A 14844-nucleotide genomic window follows, 5' to 3' on the forward strand; every position below is an offset into this window, starting at 1 on the left:
TGCACGAGCCAGCTTATGACGGATAACCGTGTGTGGCCAGAGGACGTCAGCGCGCGTTGACCACTCCCACTACAGGACGGCTCATACAGATGCGGTCGTCCGCCGCGTGGTCGTCGCGATCGTCGCCGAGCCCACCACGCGCGTGCCGTCGTACAGCACGATCGCCTGGCCGGGGGCGACACCGCGGACGGGCTCCGCGAAGGACACCTCCAGGGTGCCGTCCACCAGTTCGGCGGTGACCTCGGTCTCGCCGCCGTGGGCACGCAGCTGGGCCGTGTAGCTGCCGGGACCGGAGGGGGCGGTGCCGCACCAGCGGGGCTTGATCGCGGTCAGGGCGGTCACGTCCAGGGCGTCGGCCGGGCCGACCGTCACCGTGTTGTTCACCGGCGAGATGTCCAGGACGTAGCGCGGCTTGCCGTCGGGTGCGGGGGTGCCGATGCGCAGGCCCTTGCGCTGGCCGATGGTGAAGCCGTACGCGCCCTCGTGGGTGCCCAGCTTGGCGCCGGACTCGTCGACGATGTCGCCCTCCGCCTTCCCCAGCCGATGGGCGAGGAACCCCTGGGTGTCGCCGTCGGCGATGAAGCAGATGTCGTGCGAGTCGGGCTTCCTGGCGACCGCGAGACCGCGGCGCTCGGCCTCGGCGCGGATCTCGTCCTTGGTCGTCACCGTGTCGCCGAGCGGGAAGAGGGCGTGCGCCAGCTGCTTCTCGTCCAGGACACCGAGGACGTACGACTGGTCCTTGGCCATGTCGGAGGCGCGGTGCAGCTCGCGGGTGCCGTCCTCGTTCACGATCACCTGGGCGTAGTGGCCGGTGCAGACGGCGTCGAAGCCGAGCGCGAGGGCCTTGTCCAGCAGGGCCGCGAACTTGATCTTCTCGTTGCAGCGCAGACACGGGTTCGGGGTACGGCCGGCCTCGTACTCGGCGATGAAGTCCTCGACCACGTCCTCGCGGAAGCGGTCGGCGAGGTCCCAGACGTAGAACGGGATGCCGATGACGTCCGCGGCGCGGCGGGCGTCGCGCGAGTCCTCGATGGTGCAACAGCCACGCGCGCCCGTGCGGAACGATTGCGGGTTCGCGGAGAGCGCGAGGTGGACGCCGGTCACGTCGTGGCCGGCCTCCGCGGCGCGGGCGGCGGCGACGGCGGAGTCCACTCCGCCGGACATGGCGGCGAGTACGCGAAGGGGGCGGGGGCGCTGCGAGGTGTCAGTCATAGCCCTTCAAGAGTACGGGGAAGCGGGAACCGGAGCCCACGCGTATCCGTTGGTGATCACATGGGGGCGAGCAGGAGCGACTCGGACCGGCGGATCGGGCGCCGCGCTCTGCTGGTGGGCGGGGCGGCGGCCGCGGTCGGCACGGCGGTGCTGGCGCGTGCGGAGCTGTCGCACCTGTGGTGGCGGCTGCCGGGGGTGGAGAAGCCGCGCACACCGGGTGCGGTCGACTTCCGGGGTGCGCAGTGGGTGGCGGCCTCCCCGGCGAACTACCGGCGGGCCGACCGGCCGGACGACTACTCGGTGGACCGGGTGGTCATCCATGTCACCCAGGGCGGCTTCGCGAGCGCGGTCAAGGCCTTCCAGGACCCGGACCACAAGGCCGCGGCCCACTACATAGTCCGCAAGGACGGGCATGTCACACAGATGATCCGCGAGCTGGACGTGGCGTTCCACACGGGCAACCGCGAGTACAACGAACGCAGTGTCGGCATCGAGCACGAGGGCTTCGTGGAGGACAGATCGTCCTTCACGGACGCGATGTACGCCTCCTCGGCGCGGCTGACCGCGGCGATCTGCCGGCGGTACGGCATACCCGTCGACCGGGAGCACATCATCGGGCATGTGGAGGTGCCGGGGACGGACCACACCGATCCGGGGCGGTACTGGGACTGGGACCGGTACATGGGACTCGTGCGGTCGGCGAAGACACCGAAGTCGTAGAAGAGCTGGCGGCGCTGCTCAGGTGAGGCCGGCGGCCCGAGCCCGCTCGACCGCCGGGCCGATCGCCTTCGCCAGGGCCTCGACGTCCGCCTCCGTGGAGGTGTGGCCGAGGGAGAAGCGCAGGGTGCCGCGGGCCAGGTCGGGGTCGGTGCCGGTGGCCAGCAGCACGTGGCTGGGCTGGGCGACGCCCGCGGTGCAGGCGGAGCCGGTGGAGCACTCGATGCCCTGCGCGTCGAGGAGCAGCAGCAGGGAGTCGCCCTCGCAGCCCGGGAAGGTGAAGTGGGCGTTGGCCGGGAGGCGGTCCACCGGGTCCCCGCCCAGGATCGCGTCCGGCACCGCCGTACGGACCGCCTCGACCAGGCTGTCGCGCAGCGCGCCGATCTCCCGCTCGAACCACTCGCGCTGCTCGGCGGCGAGGCGTCCGGCCACCGCGAAGGAGGCGACGGCGGGGACGTCCAGGGTGCCGGAGCGGACATGGCGCTCCTGGCCGCCGCCGTGCAGGACCGGCACGGGGGTGTACTCACGGCCGAGGACCAGCGCGCCGATGCCGTACGGACCACCGATCTTGTGCCCGGAGACCGTCATCGCGGCGAGTCCCGAGGCGGCGAAGTCGACCGGGACCTGACCGAAGGCCTGGACCGCGTCGGCGTGCAGCGGGATACCGAACTCCCGTGCCACATCGGCGAGTTCACGGACCGGCATGACCGTGCCGATCTCGTTGTTCGCCCACATCACGGTGGCCAGGGCCACGTCGTCGGGGTTGCGGGCAATGGCCTCGCGCAGCGCCTCGGGGTGGACCCGTCCGTACGGGTCGACCGGGAGGTACTCGACGGTGGCGCCCTCGTGTTCGCCGAGCCAGTGCACGGCGTCGAGGACGGCGTGGTGCTCGACGGGGCTGGCGAGGACGCGGGTGCGGGCCGGGTCGGCGTCGCGGCGGGACCAGTACAGGCCCTTCACGGCGAGGTTGTCGGCCTCGGTGCCGCCGGAGGTGAGAACGACCTCGCTGGGGCGGGCGCCGAGCGCTTCCGCAAGACTCTCGCGGGCCTCCTCGACGGTACGGCGGGCCTGCCGGCCGGAGGCATGGAGGGAGGAGGCGTTGCCCGTGACGCTCAGCTGGGCGGTCATCGCCTCGACTGCCTCGGGGAGCATCGGGGTGGTCGCGGCGTGGTCGAGGTAAGCCATGGTGGGGCCGATTCTACGGGGCCCCTGTCGTCGGCCGTACGTCAAGGCCGTGCTGTTCGGCGACCGGGCCCCGTCGTCCTCGGGGAGGTCGGCCGTTCGTCATGGTGCGCCTCGGGCTCACAGGCTCCACGAAACCGTGTTGGACAGCTGCATGGCGATCACCAGGACCGCCAGGTCGGCCACGCCCAGGGCCATACCCAGGTATGCGCGACCGCGGCGGGCGGTGCCGCGCCAGAGGGCGACGGCGGCCAGGACGATGGCGACGGGGCCGAGGAAGATGTTCAGCACGAGGAGGCCGAGAAGGCCGAGGATGAAGGACGCGACGGCCATGCCGTCGGCGTCGCGGGCGGGCTTGCGGGTGGTGGTGTCGGTGCGGCCGGCGGCCGGGGCGGTGAGTTGCATCGTGCTCAGCTCCAGGAAGCGGAAAGTCGGACGGCGGGTCGGGCGGTCGACTCGGCGGTCAGTTGGCCGAAGTGCGGCGGCTGTGGCGCTCGCGGGCGGCGAAGATGCCGAGCCAGACGGCGATGCCGACGGCCACGAGCGCGGTGACGGTCAGCGGCGCGTGGGCCACGGTGCCCAGGACGACGCCGAGCAGCATGAGTGCGGCGACGAGGAACAGCATGGGATTCGATCCCCCTCCGTGCGCCCCGGGAGGGCGCCTCTGGTTAAGTTTCGGTGAACGGTTGTAGTAACACTTGTTCACTGACTAGAGAGTCTAGCGCGTCGGACGGCTTTCCAAATCCGGAGAACAGTTGTTAACTGGATGACATGAGTCACACCCTCGGCATTCGGCAGGCCCAGAAACAGAAGACCCGTCAGGCGCTCCTGGACGCGGCGCTCGGCCTGCTGGAGGAGCAGAGCCTGAGCAGTCTGGGCCTGCGCGAGGTCACGCGCGCCGTCGGCGTCGCCCCGACCGCCTTCTACCGCCACTTCCGCTCCATCGCGGATCTCGGCACAGCCCTGGTCGAGGAGGCGCTGGGCAGCCTCCACCCGATGATCCGGACGACGGTGTCCGCGGCCGACACCAGCGAGGAACGCATAGCGCGCGCCATCGAGTTGATCGCCGGCCATGTGGCCGGGTACCCCGCCCATGTCCGTTTTATCGCCCGCGAGCGGCACGGCGGGGTCCAGCCGGTGCGGGAGGCCATCCGGGACCAACTGGCCCGGTTCGCCGAGGAGGTGAAGGGCGAGCTCGCCAAGGACCCGGAGTCCGAGGGCTGGAGCGACGACGACCTCCTCATGCTGGCCCATCTGTACGTGGACCAGATGCTGATCACCGCCTCGCTGTTCCTGGAGGCCCTGGAGGGCACCAAGGAGGACCGGGAGCACGTGGCGCAGGTGGCGACCCGTCAGATGCGGTTGATCAGCATCGGGCGGCACCACTGGCTCGACTGAGCCGGGCAGCACGCAGGGGCGGCCCCCCCGTTCACCGGGAGTGCCGCCCCTTCGCCGTACGGCGTCCGAGGTCAGTTCTTCGTGGCCCGCGCGGTGGGGGCACCGCTGGGTGCGGCACCGCCGCCGGGGCCGCCCTGGCCGCGTCCGCAGCCGGGCCTGCCCGAGGGGGCGCCGGAGGGCCTGGCGGTGGCGTTGCCCGTGGGCGCGCCCGAGGGGGCACCGCTCGGGCGTCCGGATCCGTTGCCGGCCGGCGCCCGACAGGCCTGCTGCTGCCCGGAGGTGCCGCTGTCCGAGGTCGACGACGAGTCGCCCGAGCCGCAGGCCGCCAGGACCAGAGGCGAGAGCGCCAGCAGAGCCGCTGCGGAGACGAGACGCACACGCTTCATGAGAAACAACTCCAAGGAAGATGAGAGGAGATGAGGGATCCTCGAGTGCGGGAACTCAATCAACGGCGCTTAGGGCTACCTTGGGGGCGGTCTGTCCCCGGCCTGTGACTCAGGTCAAGCGGACCTCAAGAAACCGCACTGACCTGCGGCGTCACAAACCGCTCTGGCCTACTCGCTGGTACAGGTCCGTGACAGAAGCGGCCGCGGAGGCCAGCTCCGCACGTACCTCGGGCGGCGCGAGGACCTCCACGTGGTCGGCGAACTGCAGCAGCTGGCGCGCCTGGCCGACGACGCCGTACGAGAGCCGCGCGGTCACCCACTCGCCCTCGCCGTCGTCGTCGGGGAGCTCGGCGAGCTGCGCGGCATGCAGGCGCAGGAACATGTCGAGGCGGTCGCGGCGGACGCGGACGGTGACGTCGAGCCCGCCGGGCCGCTCCTCGACCTGGCGGCGCAGCACCTCCCAGACATCGGCGAGTTCGACGCCCGGCCGCCGCTTCACCCCGTCGTCCAGGACGGTGGCGGACCGCACCCGGTCGGCGCGGAAGAGCTGCGGTTTCGCGCGCCGGTCGGCGACGAGGTACCAGATGCCCGCCTTCGACACGAGCCCGTAAGGGTCGACGGTGTAGGTCCGCGCCTCCTGCGCCCCGCTGTGCCGGTAGCGCAGTCGCAGCCGCCGGTCGGCGAAGACGGCGTCCTGCAGGGTGTCCAGGTCGACGGCGGGTTGCGGACCGCCCTTCCAGCGCGTGGCGTCGACGAGGATGCGACGGGAGGTCACCTCGGCGGCGGGGCGGTACGGCGCCGGCAGCGCGGCCATCACCTTGCGCAGCGCCGAGCCGAGCGCCGCGTCCAGGCCGAGCGCGGCGTGCGCGCCCTGCGCGGCGAGGATGAACAGGGCGCGGGACTCGTCGGCGGTCAGCCCTGTGACGTCCGTACGGAACCCTGCGAGCAGCTCGATGCCGCCGTGCCGCCCGCGCTCGGCGTAGACCGGGACACCGGAGGCGGACAGGGCCTCGACGTCCCGGTAGATGGTCCGCACCGACACCTCCAGGCGGTCGGCGAGTTCGTGCGCGGGGACGCGGCCGCGGGTCTGCAGGAGCAGCAGGATCGAGAGCAGTCGGTCGGACTTCACGGCACCAGAATCGCGCCACGCGAAGGTCTCCGGCAAATGTTGACGGAAACTGTCAGGTTATGCGGCGACTCTCTTACCCAAGCCCTTCAGAGAGAGGTCCCGTGAACGCCATGAACGCCATCGACCCCCGCCCCGTGTACACCCGCGCCACCGAGCAGGCGGCGGCTCTCATCAAGACGGTCCGTCCCGAGCAGCTGACCGGCCCGACCCCGTGCACCGAGTTCGACGTGCGGACCCTGCTCGGTCACATCGTCGGCGGCACCCTGCGCATCGCGGTGGTCGGCGAGGGCGGCGACGGGCTCGCGGTGCACCCGTTCGCGGACGGTGTGGCCGACGACGACTGGACGGCCGAGTACGACGAGGTCCGCACCCGGGTCCTCAGGGCCTGGGCGGGCGACGACCGCATGGACGCCCCGGTGCGCGTCCCCTGGGGCGAGGTCCCGGGCCGCGCGGCCCTGTCGGGCTACGTCATGGAACTGGTGACCCACACCTGGGACCTCTCCGAGTCCCTCGGCCACCCCCTGGACCTCGACCCGGACCTGGCCGCGTTCGCGCTCGCCACCGCCCGCCGCGTCCTGCCCGACCCGCAGCGCGACGAACAGACCCCCTTCGCCGACGTCCTGCCGGCCCCTGAAGGAGCGGACACCTACCGGCAGTTGGCAGCCTGGCTCGGACGAGCACCGCTCAGCCGAGCCTGAGTCTTTCAGCCCGTCCGGCGTTTGAGGACGAGGCCGTTCAGGCCGAAAGCGGGGGTCTGGGGGCGGCAGCCCCCAGGTACGGCCCCGCCCCGTCCCCCACGCAACCCGCGGCGCGCCTCGCTCAGCCGAGTCTGACCCGGGCCAGTTGGCGGGACTGGGCCACCAGGCGGTCGCTGCTGTCCCAGACCTCCGCGTCCTCCTCCAGGAAGCCGCCGGCCAGGTTGCGGGTGGTGATCGAGACGCGGAGGGGGCCGGGGGCCGGGCGGGAGCGGACATGGACCGTGAGCTCCACCGTGGGCACCCAGCCCTTCAGGCCGAGCTCGAAGGCGGTGGGCGGGAGCGCGTCCACCGCCAGGAGGAGGGAGAGCGGGTCGGCGTCCCGGCCGTCCGCCAGGCCGAACCAGGCGCGCATCTCGCCCTTGCCGGACGGCGCGCCGACCGCCCAGCCGAGGGTGGCCGGGTCGATCTTGATCATCAGGCGGTCGGCGATCGCCGAGCTGCCGGAGACAGGGGCGGGGCCGTCTTGAGGACCGAAGCACTGGTCCATGGGCGGGAACGCCGGCGGGACGGCCGTCGTCCGCACGTCGTCCGGCAGTGCGTCCAGGTCGCCGTAGGAGGCGAGGACACGGATGCGTTCCACCTCGCGGCCCTGGTCGTCGTACTGGAAGAGCGAGGCCTGGCCGGTCGACAGGGTGCGGCCGGTGCGTACGACGTCGGTGCGGACGACCGCCGGCCCCGGCTGGGACGCCGTCAGGTAGTGCGCCGAGATGGTGAACGGGTCGGCGTGCGGCAGGGCGTCCGCGAGGGCGCGGCCCAGGACGGCCAGCAGATAGCCGCCGTTGACGGCGGTGATGATGGTCCAGCCGGCGGAGAGGTCGATGTCGTACACGCCGGGTGCGCGCGGGACGAGCGCGGTGTCCCGGTCGAACTCGCTGTCACCGATGGCGGCCCTGGCGGCCTGCGCGGAAGCTGCTTCTGGCATGCCTGAACCGTACAACGAGAAACTACTAAGCGGTAGCTTTCTGCGTTACGGGCACATGACACATTCGTTCGGCCGCCGCCCTCCCGGGTGAGGTTCCGGCAATTTCTTGGTAAGTGTCCGCACTCGTCCTCAACCCCGAGGCGCCTCTCCCCCTCTATGGGGACATGAGCCTCACCGGGACTCCGTTCCTCTACACGCTGATCGTGCTGTTCGCGATCGCCCTGATACTGCCGCTCGTCCTGTGGACGCGGATGCGCGGGCCAAAAGCCCTGCGCATGGCGGCCCGGATGTTGATGCTGCTCTTCGCCCAGGGGACGGCGGTCGCGCTGGTCTTCGTCTTCATCAACAACGCGAACAACCTCTACGACAACTGGGCCGACCTGCTCGGCACGGGCAACCATGTGCAGCAGGCGGCCAACCTGGGCGCCGACGGCACCGGCGGAATAGCGCTGAAACGGTTGCCCAAGGTGAAGCAGGACTTCACCCCGGCCACCGGCCCGGGCATGCGAGGCGTACGCCAGACCGAGCTCAAGGGCCGTGTCTCCGGCGTGAACGCCGAGGTCTATGTGTGGCTGCCGCCGCAGTACGACGAGGCCGGCTACCGCAACCACAAGTTCCCCGTGGTCGAGCTGCTGCCCGGCTACCCGGGCTCGGCGAAGGCGTGGTTCGGGTCGATGAAGGTGACCCAGCAGCTGGCCCCGCTGATGCGCAGCGGCCAGGTCGCGCCGTTCATCCTGGTCGCCCCGCGCACCAACCTGCTGGCCGGCGTGGACACGGGCTGCGCCAACATCCCGGGCCAGGTCAACGCCGACAGCTGGCTCAGCATCGACGTGCCGAAGATGGTCATGGACAACTTCCGCGCCCAGCCGGCCCCCAAGGGCTGGGCGGTCGCCGGGTACTCGGCCGGGGCGCACTGCGCGGTCAAGCTGGCCGTCGCGCACCCGAACCGCTACATGGCCGCGATCAGCATGTCCGGCTACAACGACCCGATCGGCGAACGCAACTCGCTCGCCGCGCAGAACCCGACGGTCCGGGCCGAGAACAACCCCTTCCTGCTGCTGAAGAAGTCGCCCACCCCGCCCCGGATCGCGCTGTACGTCTCCGGCCAGCCGCGCGACGGCTACGAGGCCGGCGTGGGCCTGGAACAGATCGCGAAGGCGCCGACGACCGTGCATGTCGTCTTCATCCCGAAGAGCGCGGGCGGCCACACCATGGCGCTGTGGCGGCCGCAGGTCGTCCCGTCGTTCCGCTGGCTCACCGTGGAGATGGGCCAGCACCACGCGCGGTACGGGAGGACTACTCCTCCCGTACCGTCGACCGACGGTTCCACGCACGCGGCGCTCGCCAGTGGTACTTCATCGCGAGCAGGCGCAACACGAAGGCGGTGACGACCGCGAGTCCGCTGGTGAAGGGGGTCAGGGCGTCGTAGCGGATGCACAGGACGGCCATGGTGGAGCCGACGATCGCTGGGACCGCGTAGAGATCGCGGTCCCAGCGCAGCAGTGACGGCACCTCGTTGGCGAGGACGTCCCTGAGGACACCGCCCCCGACGGCGGTGGCGAGGCCGAGGGTCGCGGACTGGGTGAGGCCGAGCCCGTACTCGTACGCCTTGATCGTCCCCGCGACGCAGAACAGGCCGAGGCCGGCCGCGTCGAAAACGTTGACGGCCACCTGGATGCGCTCGACATGCGGGTGCAGGAAGATCACCATGAGGGCGGCCAGGAGCGGGGTGATGAAGTAGCCCAGGTCCGTGAAGGCGGCCGGGGGCACCGCCCCGATGATCAGGTCCCGGAACAACCCTCCGCCCAGCGCGGTGACCTCGGCGAGCACGGCGATGCCGAAGACGTCGAAGTTCTTGCGGACCGCCAGCAGCGCGCCGGAGATGGCGAACACGAAGATGCCGACGAGGTCGAGCGTGTGCTGGACGGAGGGGCTGAACAGTTGCTGGAGCACCCCACATTCTTACTCGGGGGTCCGCACGGTCCTCACAGGGCCGGTTTGCCGGTGGTGTAGATCCACTTCTGGAACAGGTCGTCGAGGTTCTGCCCGGAGATCTTCTCCGCGAGATCGATGAACTGCCCGGTGTTCGCGTTGCCGTAGCGGTGGATCCTCGTCCAGGTCGGCAGCAGCTCGAAGAACGCCTTGTCGCCGATGCGTTCACGCAGTGCCTGGAGGGTCATCGCCCCTCGCTGGTAGACCGCGGAGGCGAACATGGTGTCGCGCTGCGGGTCGGCGACGGTGATCTGCCAGAAGGGGTTGTCGGCGGCCCGGGAGTTGTATGCGGCCAGGAAGGAGTCGTGGGCGCTGCGGGTGCCCTGGTGCTCGGCCCACAGCCACTGGGCGTAGGTGGCGAAGCCCTCGTTGAGCCAGATGTCCTTCCAGCGCTCCACCGAGACCGAGTCGCCGAACCACTGGTGGGCGAGCTCGTGCACGATCGTCGTCTCGTTGCGCACGGCCGAGTACGCCGGCTTGCTCTGCACCTCCAGCGAGAACCCGGCCTGGGGCATGTCGTCGACGATCGCGCCGGTCTCCTCGAAGGGATACGGCCCGAAGACCTGCGACCAGTAGTCGGTGGCCGACGCGGTGACGGCGTACACGTCGACGTTGTTGCTGTTCGCGAGCACCGGGTCGATGGCGACGTAGATCGGGATCCCGGACGGCGTGGTGCCGGTCCTGACGTCGAATTTCCCGATGGTGGCGGTCGCGAGGTAGGTCGCCATGGGCTTCGACTCGCGCCAGTGGGTGTACGTCGAGCCGTCCTTGTCGTACGTCGAGACGAGGCGGCCGTTGGAGACGCCCGTCAGGCCCTTGGGCGCCTTGATACGGATGTCGTACGTGGCCTTGTCGTCGGGGTGGTCGCTGGACGGGAACCAGGTGGAGGCGGCGTTGGGTTCGCAGGCGACGAAGACGCCGTCGGGGGTCTTCATCCAGCCGTAGTCGGAGCCGAAGACGATGGGGCCGTTGAGGGGTTCGGGGACGCCGCCGTAGGTGACGGTGACCGTGAAGGTGTGCCCCTTGGGGAGCACCCCCTTCGGCGTGATGCGCAGTTCGTCGCCGTCCCGGGTGAACTCGGCGCGTCTGCCGTTCACTTCGACTCCGGTGACCTCCAGCTTCTGCAGGTCGAGGTCGAAGGAGGAGAGGGTCTGGGTGGCACGGGCGGTGAGCGTCGTACGGCCGTCGAGCCGGTCGGTGTCCGGGTTGTACGCCACGTCGAGGGCGTAGTGGCGGGCGTCGAAGCCGCCGTTGCCGAGGTCGGGGAAGTAGGTGTCGCCGATGCCGGGAGCGCCCGGGGTGGGGGCGGAGGAAGCGGCGATGACCAGGAACGAGGCCGCCGCGGTCGCGACAGCCCCTAAGCGTGCCGACCTGGAGAGTGCCATGCGTAACCCCTTCGGTGCGTGGTCCGATCAGACGGATACGCCCGACTCTGCATTCCCCTATGGCGACATGTACATGACTTTGCCAACTCGTCATGTGCTACACGGCGGTTGACTCCTGATCGACCGGGTCATGCGGCTCACGGTGAAGCCTTCCGTGTCGTGGCGGGTGCTGGTCCGGGGTTGGCCCGGATGGCCTCCGCCGGCCGCGGACACCTGGTGCCCGACAGGAAGAGCCCCCTGCCGGCAAGGGCAGGGGGCTCTTCCTGTCGGCCTGGGGCCAGGGCACCAAGTGGTCAGTTCTGCCCGTCGGTCGTCTCCTGACCGCCCGCTTCCGCCTCTGTGGAGCCCGCCTCGTCGGAGGCCTCGTCGGCAGAGGTCTCCTCAACCGTGGCCTCGGAAGTCTCCGCATCCTCGGCCGCAACCACCGCCGCCACCGCCGCCGACGTCTCCGCCGACTCCGCGAGCACCTCGTCCGCGACGAGCTCGGCCGCCTCCTTGGCGACCGTCAGCAGGACGGTGTCCTGCGGGGCCTGGTCCTCGAAGTTCTCCGGGTGGTGGCAGGCGACCTGCTGGCCGGGCTTGAGCTCGACGAGCTTCGGCTCGGTCGTCTTGCAGATCTGCGTCGCCTTCCAGCACCGGGTGTGGAACCGGCAGCCGCTCGGCGGGGAGATCGGCGAGGGCACGTCACCCTTGAGCAGGATGCGCTCGCTCTTGGCGTTCTTGCGCCGCGGGTCCGGGATCGGCACCGCCGACATCAGCGCCTTGGTGTACGGGTGCATCGGCGCCTTGTACAGCGACTCGCGGTCGGCCAGCTCCACGATCTTGCCGAGGTACATCACCGCGATCCGGTCCGAGACGTGCCGGACGACGGAGAGGTCGTGCGCGATGATCACGTACGTCAGGCCCAGCTCCTGCTGGAGGTCGTCGAGCAGGTTGACGACCTGCGCCTGGATCGACACGTCGAGCGCGGAGACCGGCTCGTCCGCCACGACCAGCTTCGGGTTCAGGGCGAGCGCGCGGGCGATGCCGATGCGCTGGCGCTGACCGCCGGAGAACTCGTGCGGATAGCGGTTGTAGTGCTCGGGGTTGAGACCGACCACCGACAGCAGCCGCTGCACTTCCTTCTTGATGCCGCCCTCGGGCTCGACGCCCTGCAGCTTGAAGGGGGCGCCGACGATCGTGCCGATGGTGTGGCGCGGGTTCAGCGAGGAGTACGGGTCCTGGAAGATCATCTGCACGTCGCGGCGCAGCGGACGCATGCCGCTCACACCGAGGTGCGTGATGTCCTTGCCCTCGAACTCGACCTTGCCGCCGGTCGGTTCGAGCAGCCTGGTGATCAGCCGGCCCATCGTCGACTTGCCGCAGCCGGACTCGCCCACGACGCCGAGGGTTTCGCCGGCCCTGACCTCGAAGTCGATGCCGTCGACCGCGTGCACGGCCCCGACCTGCCGCTGGAGCAGGCCCTTCTTGATCGGGAAGTGCTTCTGGAGCCCGGTCACCTTCAGCAGGGTCTCGCCGGGGGCGGCGTCCTTGGTGCGGGTGGAGCCGTCGCTCTGCGCGGGAAGGGTCACGGCTGTGTCCTTAGGGGTCTCGCTCACAGCTTCGGCGCAATCTCTTCGGTCCAGATACGCTCCCGCTGCTCCTGCGTCATGTGGCAGGCGGCCCAGTGCTGGCCGCCGACCTCGGTCAGCTCGGGGCGGACCGTGCGGGTGACGTTGTCCTTCGGGATGTCGGCGTACGGGCAGCGCGGGTTGAAGGCGCAGCCGGACGGGACGTTGATCAGGGAGGGCGGGGAGCCCTTGACCGGGATCAGGCGTTCCTGCTGCTCCCGGTCCAGACGCGGCATCGAGCCGAGCAGGCCCCAGGTGTAGGGGTGCCGGGGCTCGTAGAACACCTTCTCCGCCGGACCGCGCTCGACGCAGCGGCCGCCGTACATCACCAGGATGTCGTCGGCGAGTTCGGCGACGACGCCCAGGTCGTGGGTGATGATGATGACCGCGGAGCCGAACTCCTTCTGCAGATCCCGGATCAGGTCGAGGATCTGCGCCTGGACGGTCACGTCCAGGGCGGTCGTCGGCTCGTCCGCGATGAGCAGTTCGGGGTTGTTGACCAGCGACATCGCGATCATCGCGCGCTGGCGCATACCGCCGGAGAACTCGTGCGGGTAGCTGTCGACGCGCTTGTCCGGCTGGGGGATGCCCACCCGGTCGAGCATCTCGACCGCGCGCTTCTTCGCGGTCTTCTTGTCGACGTCGTGGTGGATGCGGTACGCCTCCACGATCTGCTGGCCGATCGTGTAGTACGGGTGCAGCGCGGACAGCGGGTCCTGGAAGATCATCGCCATCTGGCGGCCGCGCAGCTTGCGCACCTCGTCCGGGTCCGCGGTCAGCAGCTCGGTGCCGTCCAGCCAGATCTCGCCGGAGATCTGCGCCTTGCGCTTGCCGTACTGGCCGGCCGTGTGCAGACCCATGATGCCGAGCGAGGTCACCGACTTGCCGGAACCCGACTCGCCCACGATGCCGAGGGTCTTGCCCTTCTCCAGCTTGAAGGAGAGCCCGTCGACGGACTTGACCAGGCCGTCGTCGGTCGGGAAGTGCACCTTCAGGTCGCGCACTTCCAGGAAGGAGGTCGGGGCGGGCGAGGTGACCGTGGGTTCGCCCACGGCCGCTCCGCTCTTGCTCAGTTCCGTCATGCGAGCCTCACTCGGGGGTCGATCACGGCGTACAGGACGTCCACCACGAGGTTGGCGAGAAGCACCGCGAGAGAAGTGATCAGGGTGACGCCCAGAATGATGGGCAGGTCCTGGTTCTTGATGGCGGTCAGCACCGCCTGGCCGAGGCCCGGCAGGCTGAACGTCGTCTCGGTCAGGATCGCGCCGCCGATGAGGGCGCCGAGGTCCATGCCGAGCATGGTCAGGATGGGCGTCATCGTGGAGCGCATGGCGTGCTTGCCGATGACGACCTGTTCCTTGAGGCCCTTCGCCCGGGCCGTGCGGATGTAGTCCTCACCGAGGATCTCCAGCATGGTGGCACGGGTGATCCGGGCGTACATCGCCGCATAGAGGAACGCGAGGGTGATCCAGGGGAGGATCATGCCGCCGAGGTAGCCGGAAACGCTCTGGCTGAGCGGCACGTACTTGCCGTCCATCCATTTCAGTCCGAAGACGAAGATGGCGGAGGCCAGCAGGCCGGTGAAGTAGATCGGCAGGGACACACCGCTGAGGGCGACGACCATGGCACCGCGGTCCCACAGGCTGCCCCGCTTGAGCGCGGAGAGCACACCGGCCGCGACACCGAAGACCAGCCACAGGACGGCGGCACCGAGCGCGAGACCCAGGGTCACCGGGAAGCGGTCGGTCATCACCGGCCAGACGGCCTGCTCGCTGCGGAAGGAGTAGCCGAAGCACGGCGCGGAGCAGTGGGTGATGTCGCCGCCGGCCGCGTAGGTGCGGCCCACGAAGATGCCCTTGAAGAAGTGCCAGACCTGGACGAAGATCGGGTCGCTCAGACCCAGCTTCGTCCGCACCGCCTCCACCGCCGCGGGGTCGGCCTGCTTGCCCACGAAGCTCGTGGCGATGTCCACGCCCGCCCACTTGGGGACGAGGAAGAAGATGCAGAAGACCACCAGGATGGTGACCACCAGCATCACTGCGGCGGCGAACAGCCGCCTGATGAGGTAAGCGAGCACAGCTAACGGCCCGCCGCGGGCCCGCGGGCCGCCGGAGGTCATCCGGGGCCCGCGGTCCCGCCGCGCCGGCCTTCAC

16 protein-coding genes are annotated in these 14844 nt (G+C 70.1%); 4 read left to right on the top strand and 12 right to left on the bottom strand.

Annotated features, from left to right (window positions below):
- Positions 1-81: 81 nt before the first annotated feature.
- Positions 82-1212 carry a tRNA 2-thiouridine(34) synthase MnmA gene (gene mnmA, locus ACFY1U_RS40675; protein WP_390699067.1) on the bottom strand — a complete coding sequence of 377 codons (1131 nt, stop codon included), beginning with the start codon at positions 1210-1212 and terminating at the stop codon, positions 82-84.
- 60 nt (positions 1213-1272) lie between these two features.
- Here mnmA and ACFY1U_RS40680 point away from each other — a divergent pair, with 60 nt between their 5' ends.
- Positions 1273-1932: an N-acetylmuramoyl-L-alanine amidase gene (locus ACFY1U_RS40680; protein WP_390699068.1), complete on the top strand. Its 660-nt coding sequence runs from the start codon at positions 1273-1275 to the stop codon at positions 1930-1932.
- A gap of 18 nt (positions 1933-1950) precedes the next feature.
- Here the strand turns inward: ACFY1U_RS40680 and ACFY1U_RS40685 are convergent, their stop codons facing one another.
- The 3 genes from ACFY1U_RS40685 to ACFY1U_RS40695 form a co-directional block, all read right to left on the bottom strand.
- Positions 1951-3114 (bottom strand): cysteine desulfurase family protein, encoded by a 1164-nt coding sequence (locus tag ACFY1U_RS40685; protein WP_390699069.1) that lies wholly within the window; start codon positions 3112-3114, stop codon positions 1951-1953.
- Positions 3115-3231: 117 nt separating this feature from the next.
- Entirely contained in the window at positions 3232-3516 is a 285-nt protein-coding gene (locus ACFY1U_RS40690) for a DUF4190 domain-containing protein (protein WP_390699070.1), read from the bottom strand.
- 58 nt (positions 3517-3574) lie between these two features.
- Complete coding sequence (locus ACFY1U_RS40695) at positions 3575-3736, bottom strand: hypothetical protein (protein ID WP_181922309.1); 162 nt, start codon at positions 3734-3736, stop codon at positions 3575-3577.
- 146 nt (positions 3737-3882) lie between these two features.
- On the opposite strand from ACFY1U_RS40695, the gene ACFY1U_RS40700 reads away from it, so the two are divergent.
- Positions 3883-4509, top strand: coding sequence for a TetR family transcriptional regulator (locus tag ACFY1U_RS40700; RefSeq protein ID WP_390699071.1), 627 nt, complete (start codon positions 3883-3885; stop codon positions 4507-4509).
- A gap of 71 nt (positions 4510-4580) precedes the next feature.
- Here ACFY1U_RS40700 and ACFY1U_RS40705 read toward each other — a convergent pair whose 3' ends face one another.
- Both ACFY1U_RS40705 and ACFY1U_RS40710 read right to left on the bottom strand, forming a co-directional pair.
- Positions 4581-4895 (bottom strand): hypothetical protein, encoded by a 315-nt coding sequence (locus ACFY1U_RS40705; protein WP_390699072.1) that lies wholly within the window; start codon positions 4893-4895, stop codon positions 4581-4583.
- Between the two features lie 151 nt (positions 4896-5046).
- Positions 5047-6024, bottom strand: coding sequence for a helix-turn-helix transcriptional regulator (locus tag ACFY1U_RS40710; RefSeq protein ID WP_390699073.1), 978 nt, complete (start codon positions 6022-6024; stop codon positions 5047-5049).
- A 110-nt stretch (positions 6025-6134) separates the two neighbouring features.
- On the opposite strand from ACFY1U_RS40710, the gene ACFY1U_RS40715 reads away from it, so the two are divergent.
- A complete protein-coding gene (locus ACFY1U_RS40715; RefSeq protein ID WP_390699074.1) occupies positions 6135-6722 on the top strand; it encodes a TIGR03086 family metal-binding protein in 588 nt (195 codons plus the stop codon).
- A 121-nt stretch (positions 6723-6843) separates the two neighbouring features.
- Here ACFY1U_RS40715 and ACFY1U_RS40720 read toward each other — a convergent pair whose 3' ends face one another.
- On the bottom strand, positions 6844-7704 hold the full coding sequence (locus tag ACFY1U_RS40720; RefSeq protein ID WP_390699075.1) for a thioesterase family protein: 861 nt from the start codon (positions 7702-7704) through the stop codon (positions 6844-6846).
- Between the two features lie 164 nt (positions 7705-7868).
- Here ACFY1U_RS40720 and ACFY1U_RS40725 point away from each other — a divergent pair, with 164 nt between their 5' ends.
- Entirely contained in the window at positions 7869-9092 is a 1224-nt protein-coding gene (locus ACFY1U_RS40725; protein ID WP_390699076.1) for an alpha/beta hydrolase, read from the top strand.
- On the opposite strand, the gene ACFY1U_RS40730 is transcribed toward ACFY1U_RS40725, so the two are convergent.
- The 5 genes from ACFY1U_RS40730 to ACFY1U_RS40750 form a co-directional block, all read right to left on the bottom strand.
- Positions 9001-9657 (bottom strand): trimeric intracellular cation channel family protein, encoded by a 657-nt coding sequence (locus ACFY1U_RS40730; RefSeq protein ID WP_390699077.1) that lies wholly within the window; start codon positions 9655-9657, stop codon positions 9001-9003. The two genes, ACFY1U_RS40725 and ACFY1U_RS40730, sit on opposite strands and share 92 nt — an antisense overlap.
- 32 nt (positions 9658-9689) lie before the next feature.
- Positions 9690-11081, bottom strand: coding sequence for a M1 family metallopeptidase (locus ACFY1U_RS40735; protein ID WP_390699078.1), 1392 nt, complete (start codon positions 11079-11081; stop codon positions 9690-9692).
- Positions 11082-11374: 293 nt separating this feature from the next.
- Positions 11375-12652 (bottom strand): ABC transporter ATP-binding protein, encoded by a 1278-nt coding sequence (locus ACFY1U_RS40740; RefSeq protein WP_390699079.1) that lies wholly within the window; start codon positions 12650-12652, stop codon positions 11375-11377.
- Between the two features lie 23 nt (positions 12653-12675).
- The gene (locus tag ACFY1U_RS40745; protein WP_390699080.1) at positions 12676-13773 is read right to left on the bottom strand and encodes an ABC transporter ATP-binding protein; all 1098 of its coding nucleotides are present in this window, start codon (positions 13771-13773) and stop codon (positions 12676-12678) included.
- Positions 13770-14768, bottom strand: a complete 999-nt coding sequence (locus ACFY1U_RS40750) for an ABC transporter permease (RefSeq protein ID WP_390699081.1) — start codon at positions 14766-14768, stop codon at positions 13770-13772. The genes ACFY1U_RS40745 and ACFY1U_RS40750 overlap by 4 nt, the downstream gene beginning before the upstream one ends.
- Positions 14769-14844: the final 76 nt, after the last annotated feature.

The organism is Streptomyces sp. NPDC001351 (assembly GCF_042896045.1).
Classification (GTDB): Bacteria; Actinomycetota; Actinomycetes; order Streptomycetales; family Streptomycetaceae; genus Streptomyces.

Bases quoted from the DNA above. Each gene is read 5' to 3' on its own strand.
- mnmA (WP_390699067.1), bottom strand. From the start codon at position 1,212: ATGACTGACACCTCGCAGCGCCCCCGCCCCCTTCGCGTACTCGCCGCC.
- ACFY1U_RS40680 (WP_390699068.1), top strand. From the start codon at position 1,273: ATGGGGGCGAGCAGGAGCGACTCGGACCGGCGGATCGGGCGCCGCGCT.
- ACFY1U_RS40685 (WP_390699069.1), bottom strand. From the start codon at position 3,114: ATGGCTTACCTCGACCACGCCGCGACCACCCCGATGCTCCCCGAGGCA.
- ACFY1U_RS40690 (WP_390699070.1), bottom strand. From the start codon at position 3,516: ATGCAACTCACCGCCCCGGCCGCCGGCCGCACCGACACCACCACCCGC.
- ACFY1U_RS40695 (WP_181922309.1), bottom strand. From the start codon at position 3,736: ATGCTGTTCCTCGTCGCCGCACTCATGCTGCTCGGCGTCGTCCTGGGC.
- ACFY1U_RS40700 (WP_390699071.1), top strand. From the start codon at position 3,883: ATGAGTCACACCCTCGGCATTCGGCAGGCCCAGAAACAGAAGACCCGT.
- ACFY1U_RS40705 (WP_390699072.1), bottom strand. From the start codon at position 4,895: ATGAAGCGTGTGCGTCTCGTCTCCGCAGCGGCTCTGCTGGCGCTCTCG.
- ACFY1U_RS40715 (WP_390699074.1), top strand. From the start codon at position 6,135: ATGAACGCCATCGACCCCCGCCCCGTGTACACCCGCGCCACCGAGCAG.
- ACFY1U_RS40720 (WP_390699075.1), bottom strand. From the start codon at position 7,704: ATGCCAGAAGCAGCTTCCGCGCAGGCCGCCAGGGCCGCCATCGGTGAC.
- ACFY1U_RS40725 (WP_390699076.1), top strand. From the start codon at position 7,869: ATGAGCCTCACCGGGACTCCGTTCCTCTACACGCTGATCGTGCTGTTC.
- ACFY1U_RS40735 (WP_390699078.1), bottom strand. From the start codon at position 11,081: ATGGCACTCTCCAGGTCGGCACGCTTAGGGGCTGTCGCGACCGCGGCG.
- ACFY1U_RS40745 (WP_390699080.1), bottom strand. From the start codon at position 13,773: ATGACGGAACTGAGCAAGAGCGGAGCGGCCGTGGGCGAACCCACGGTC.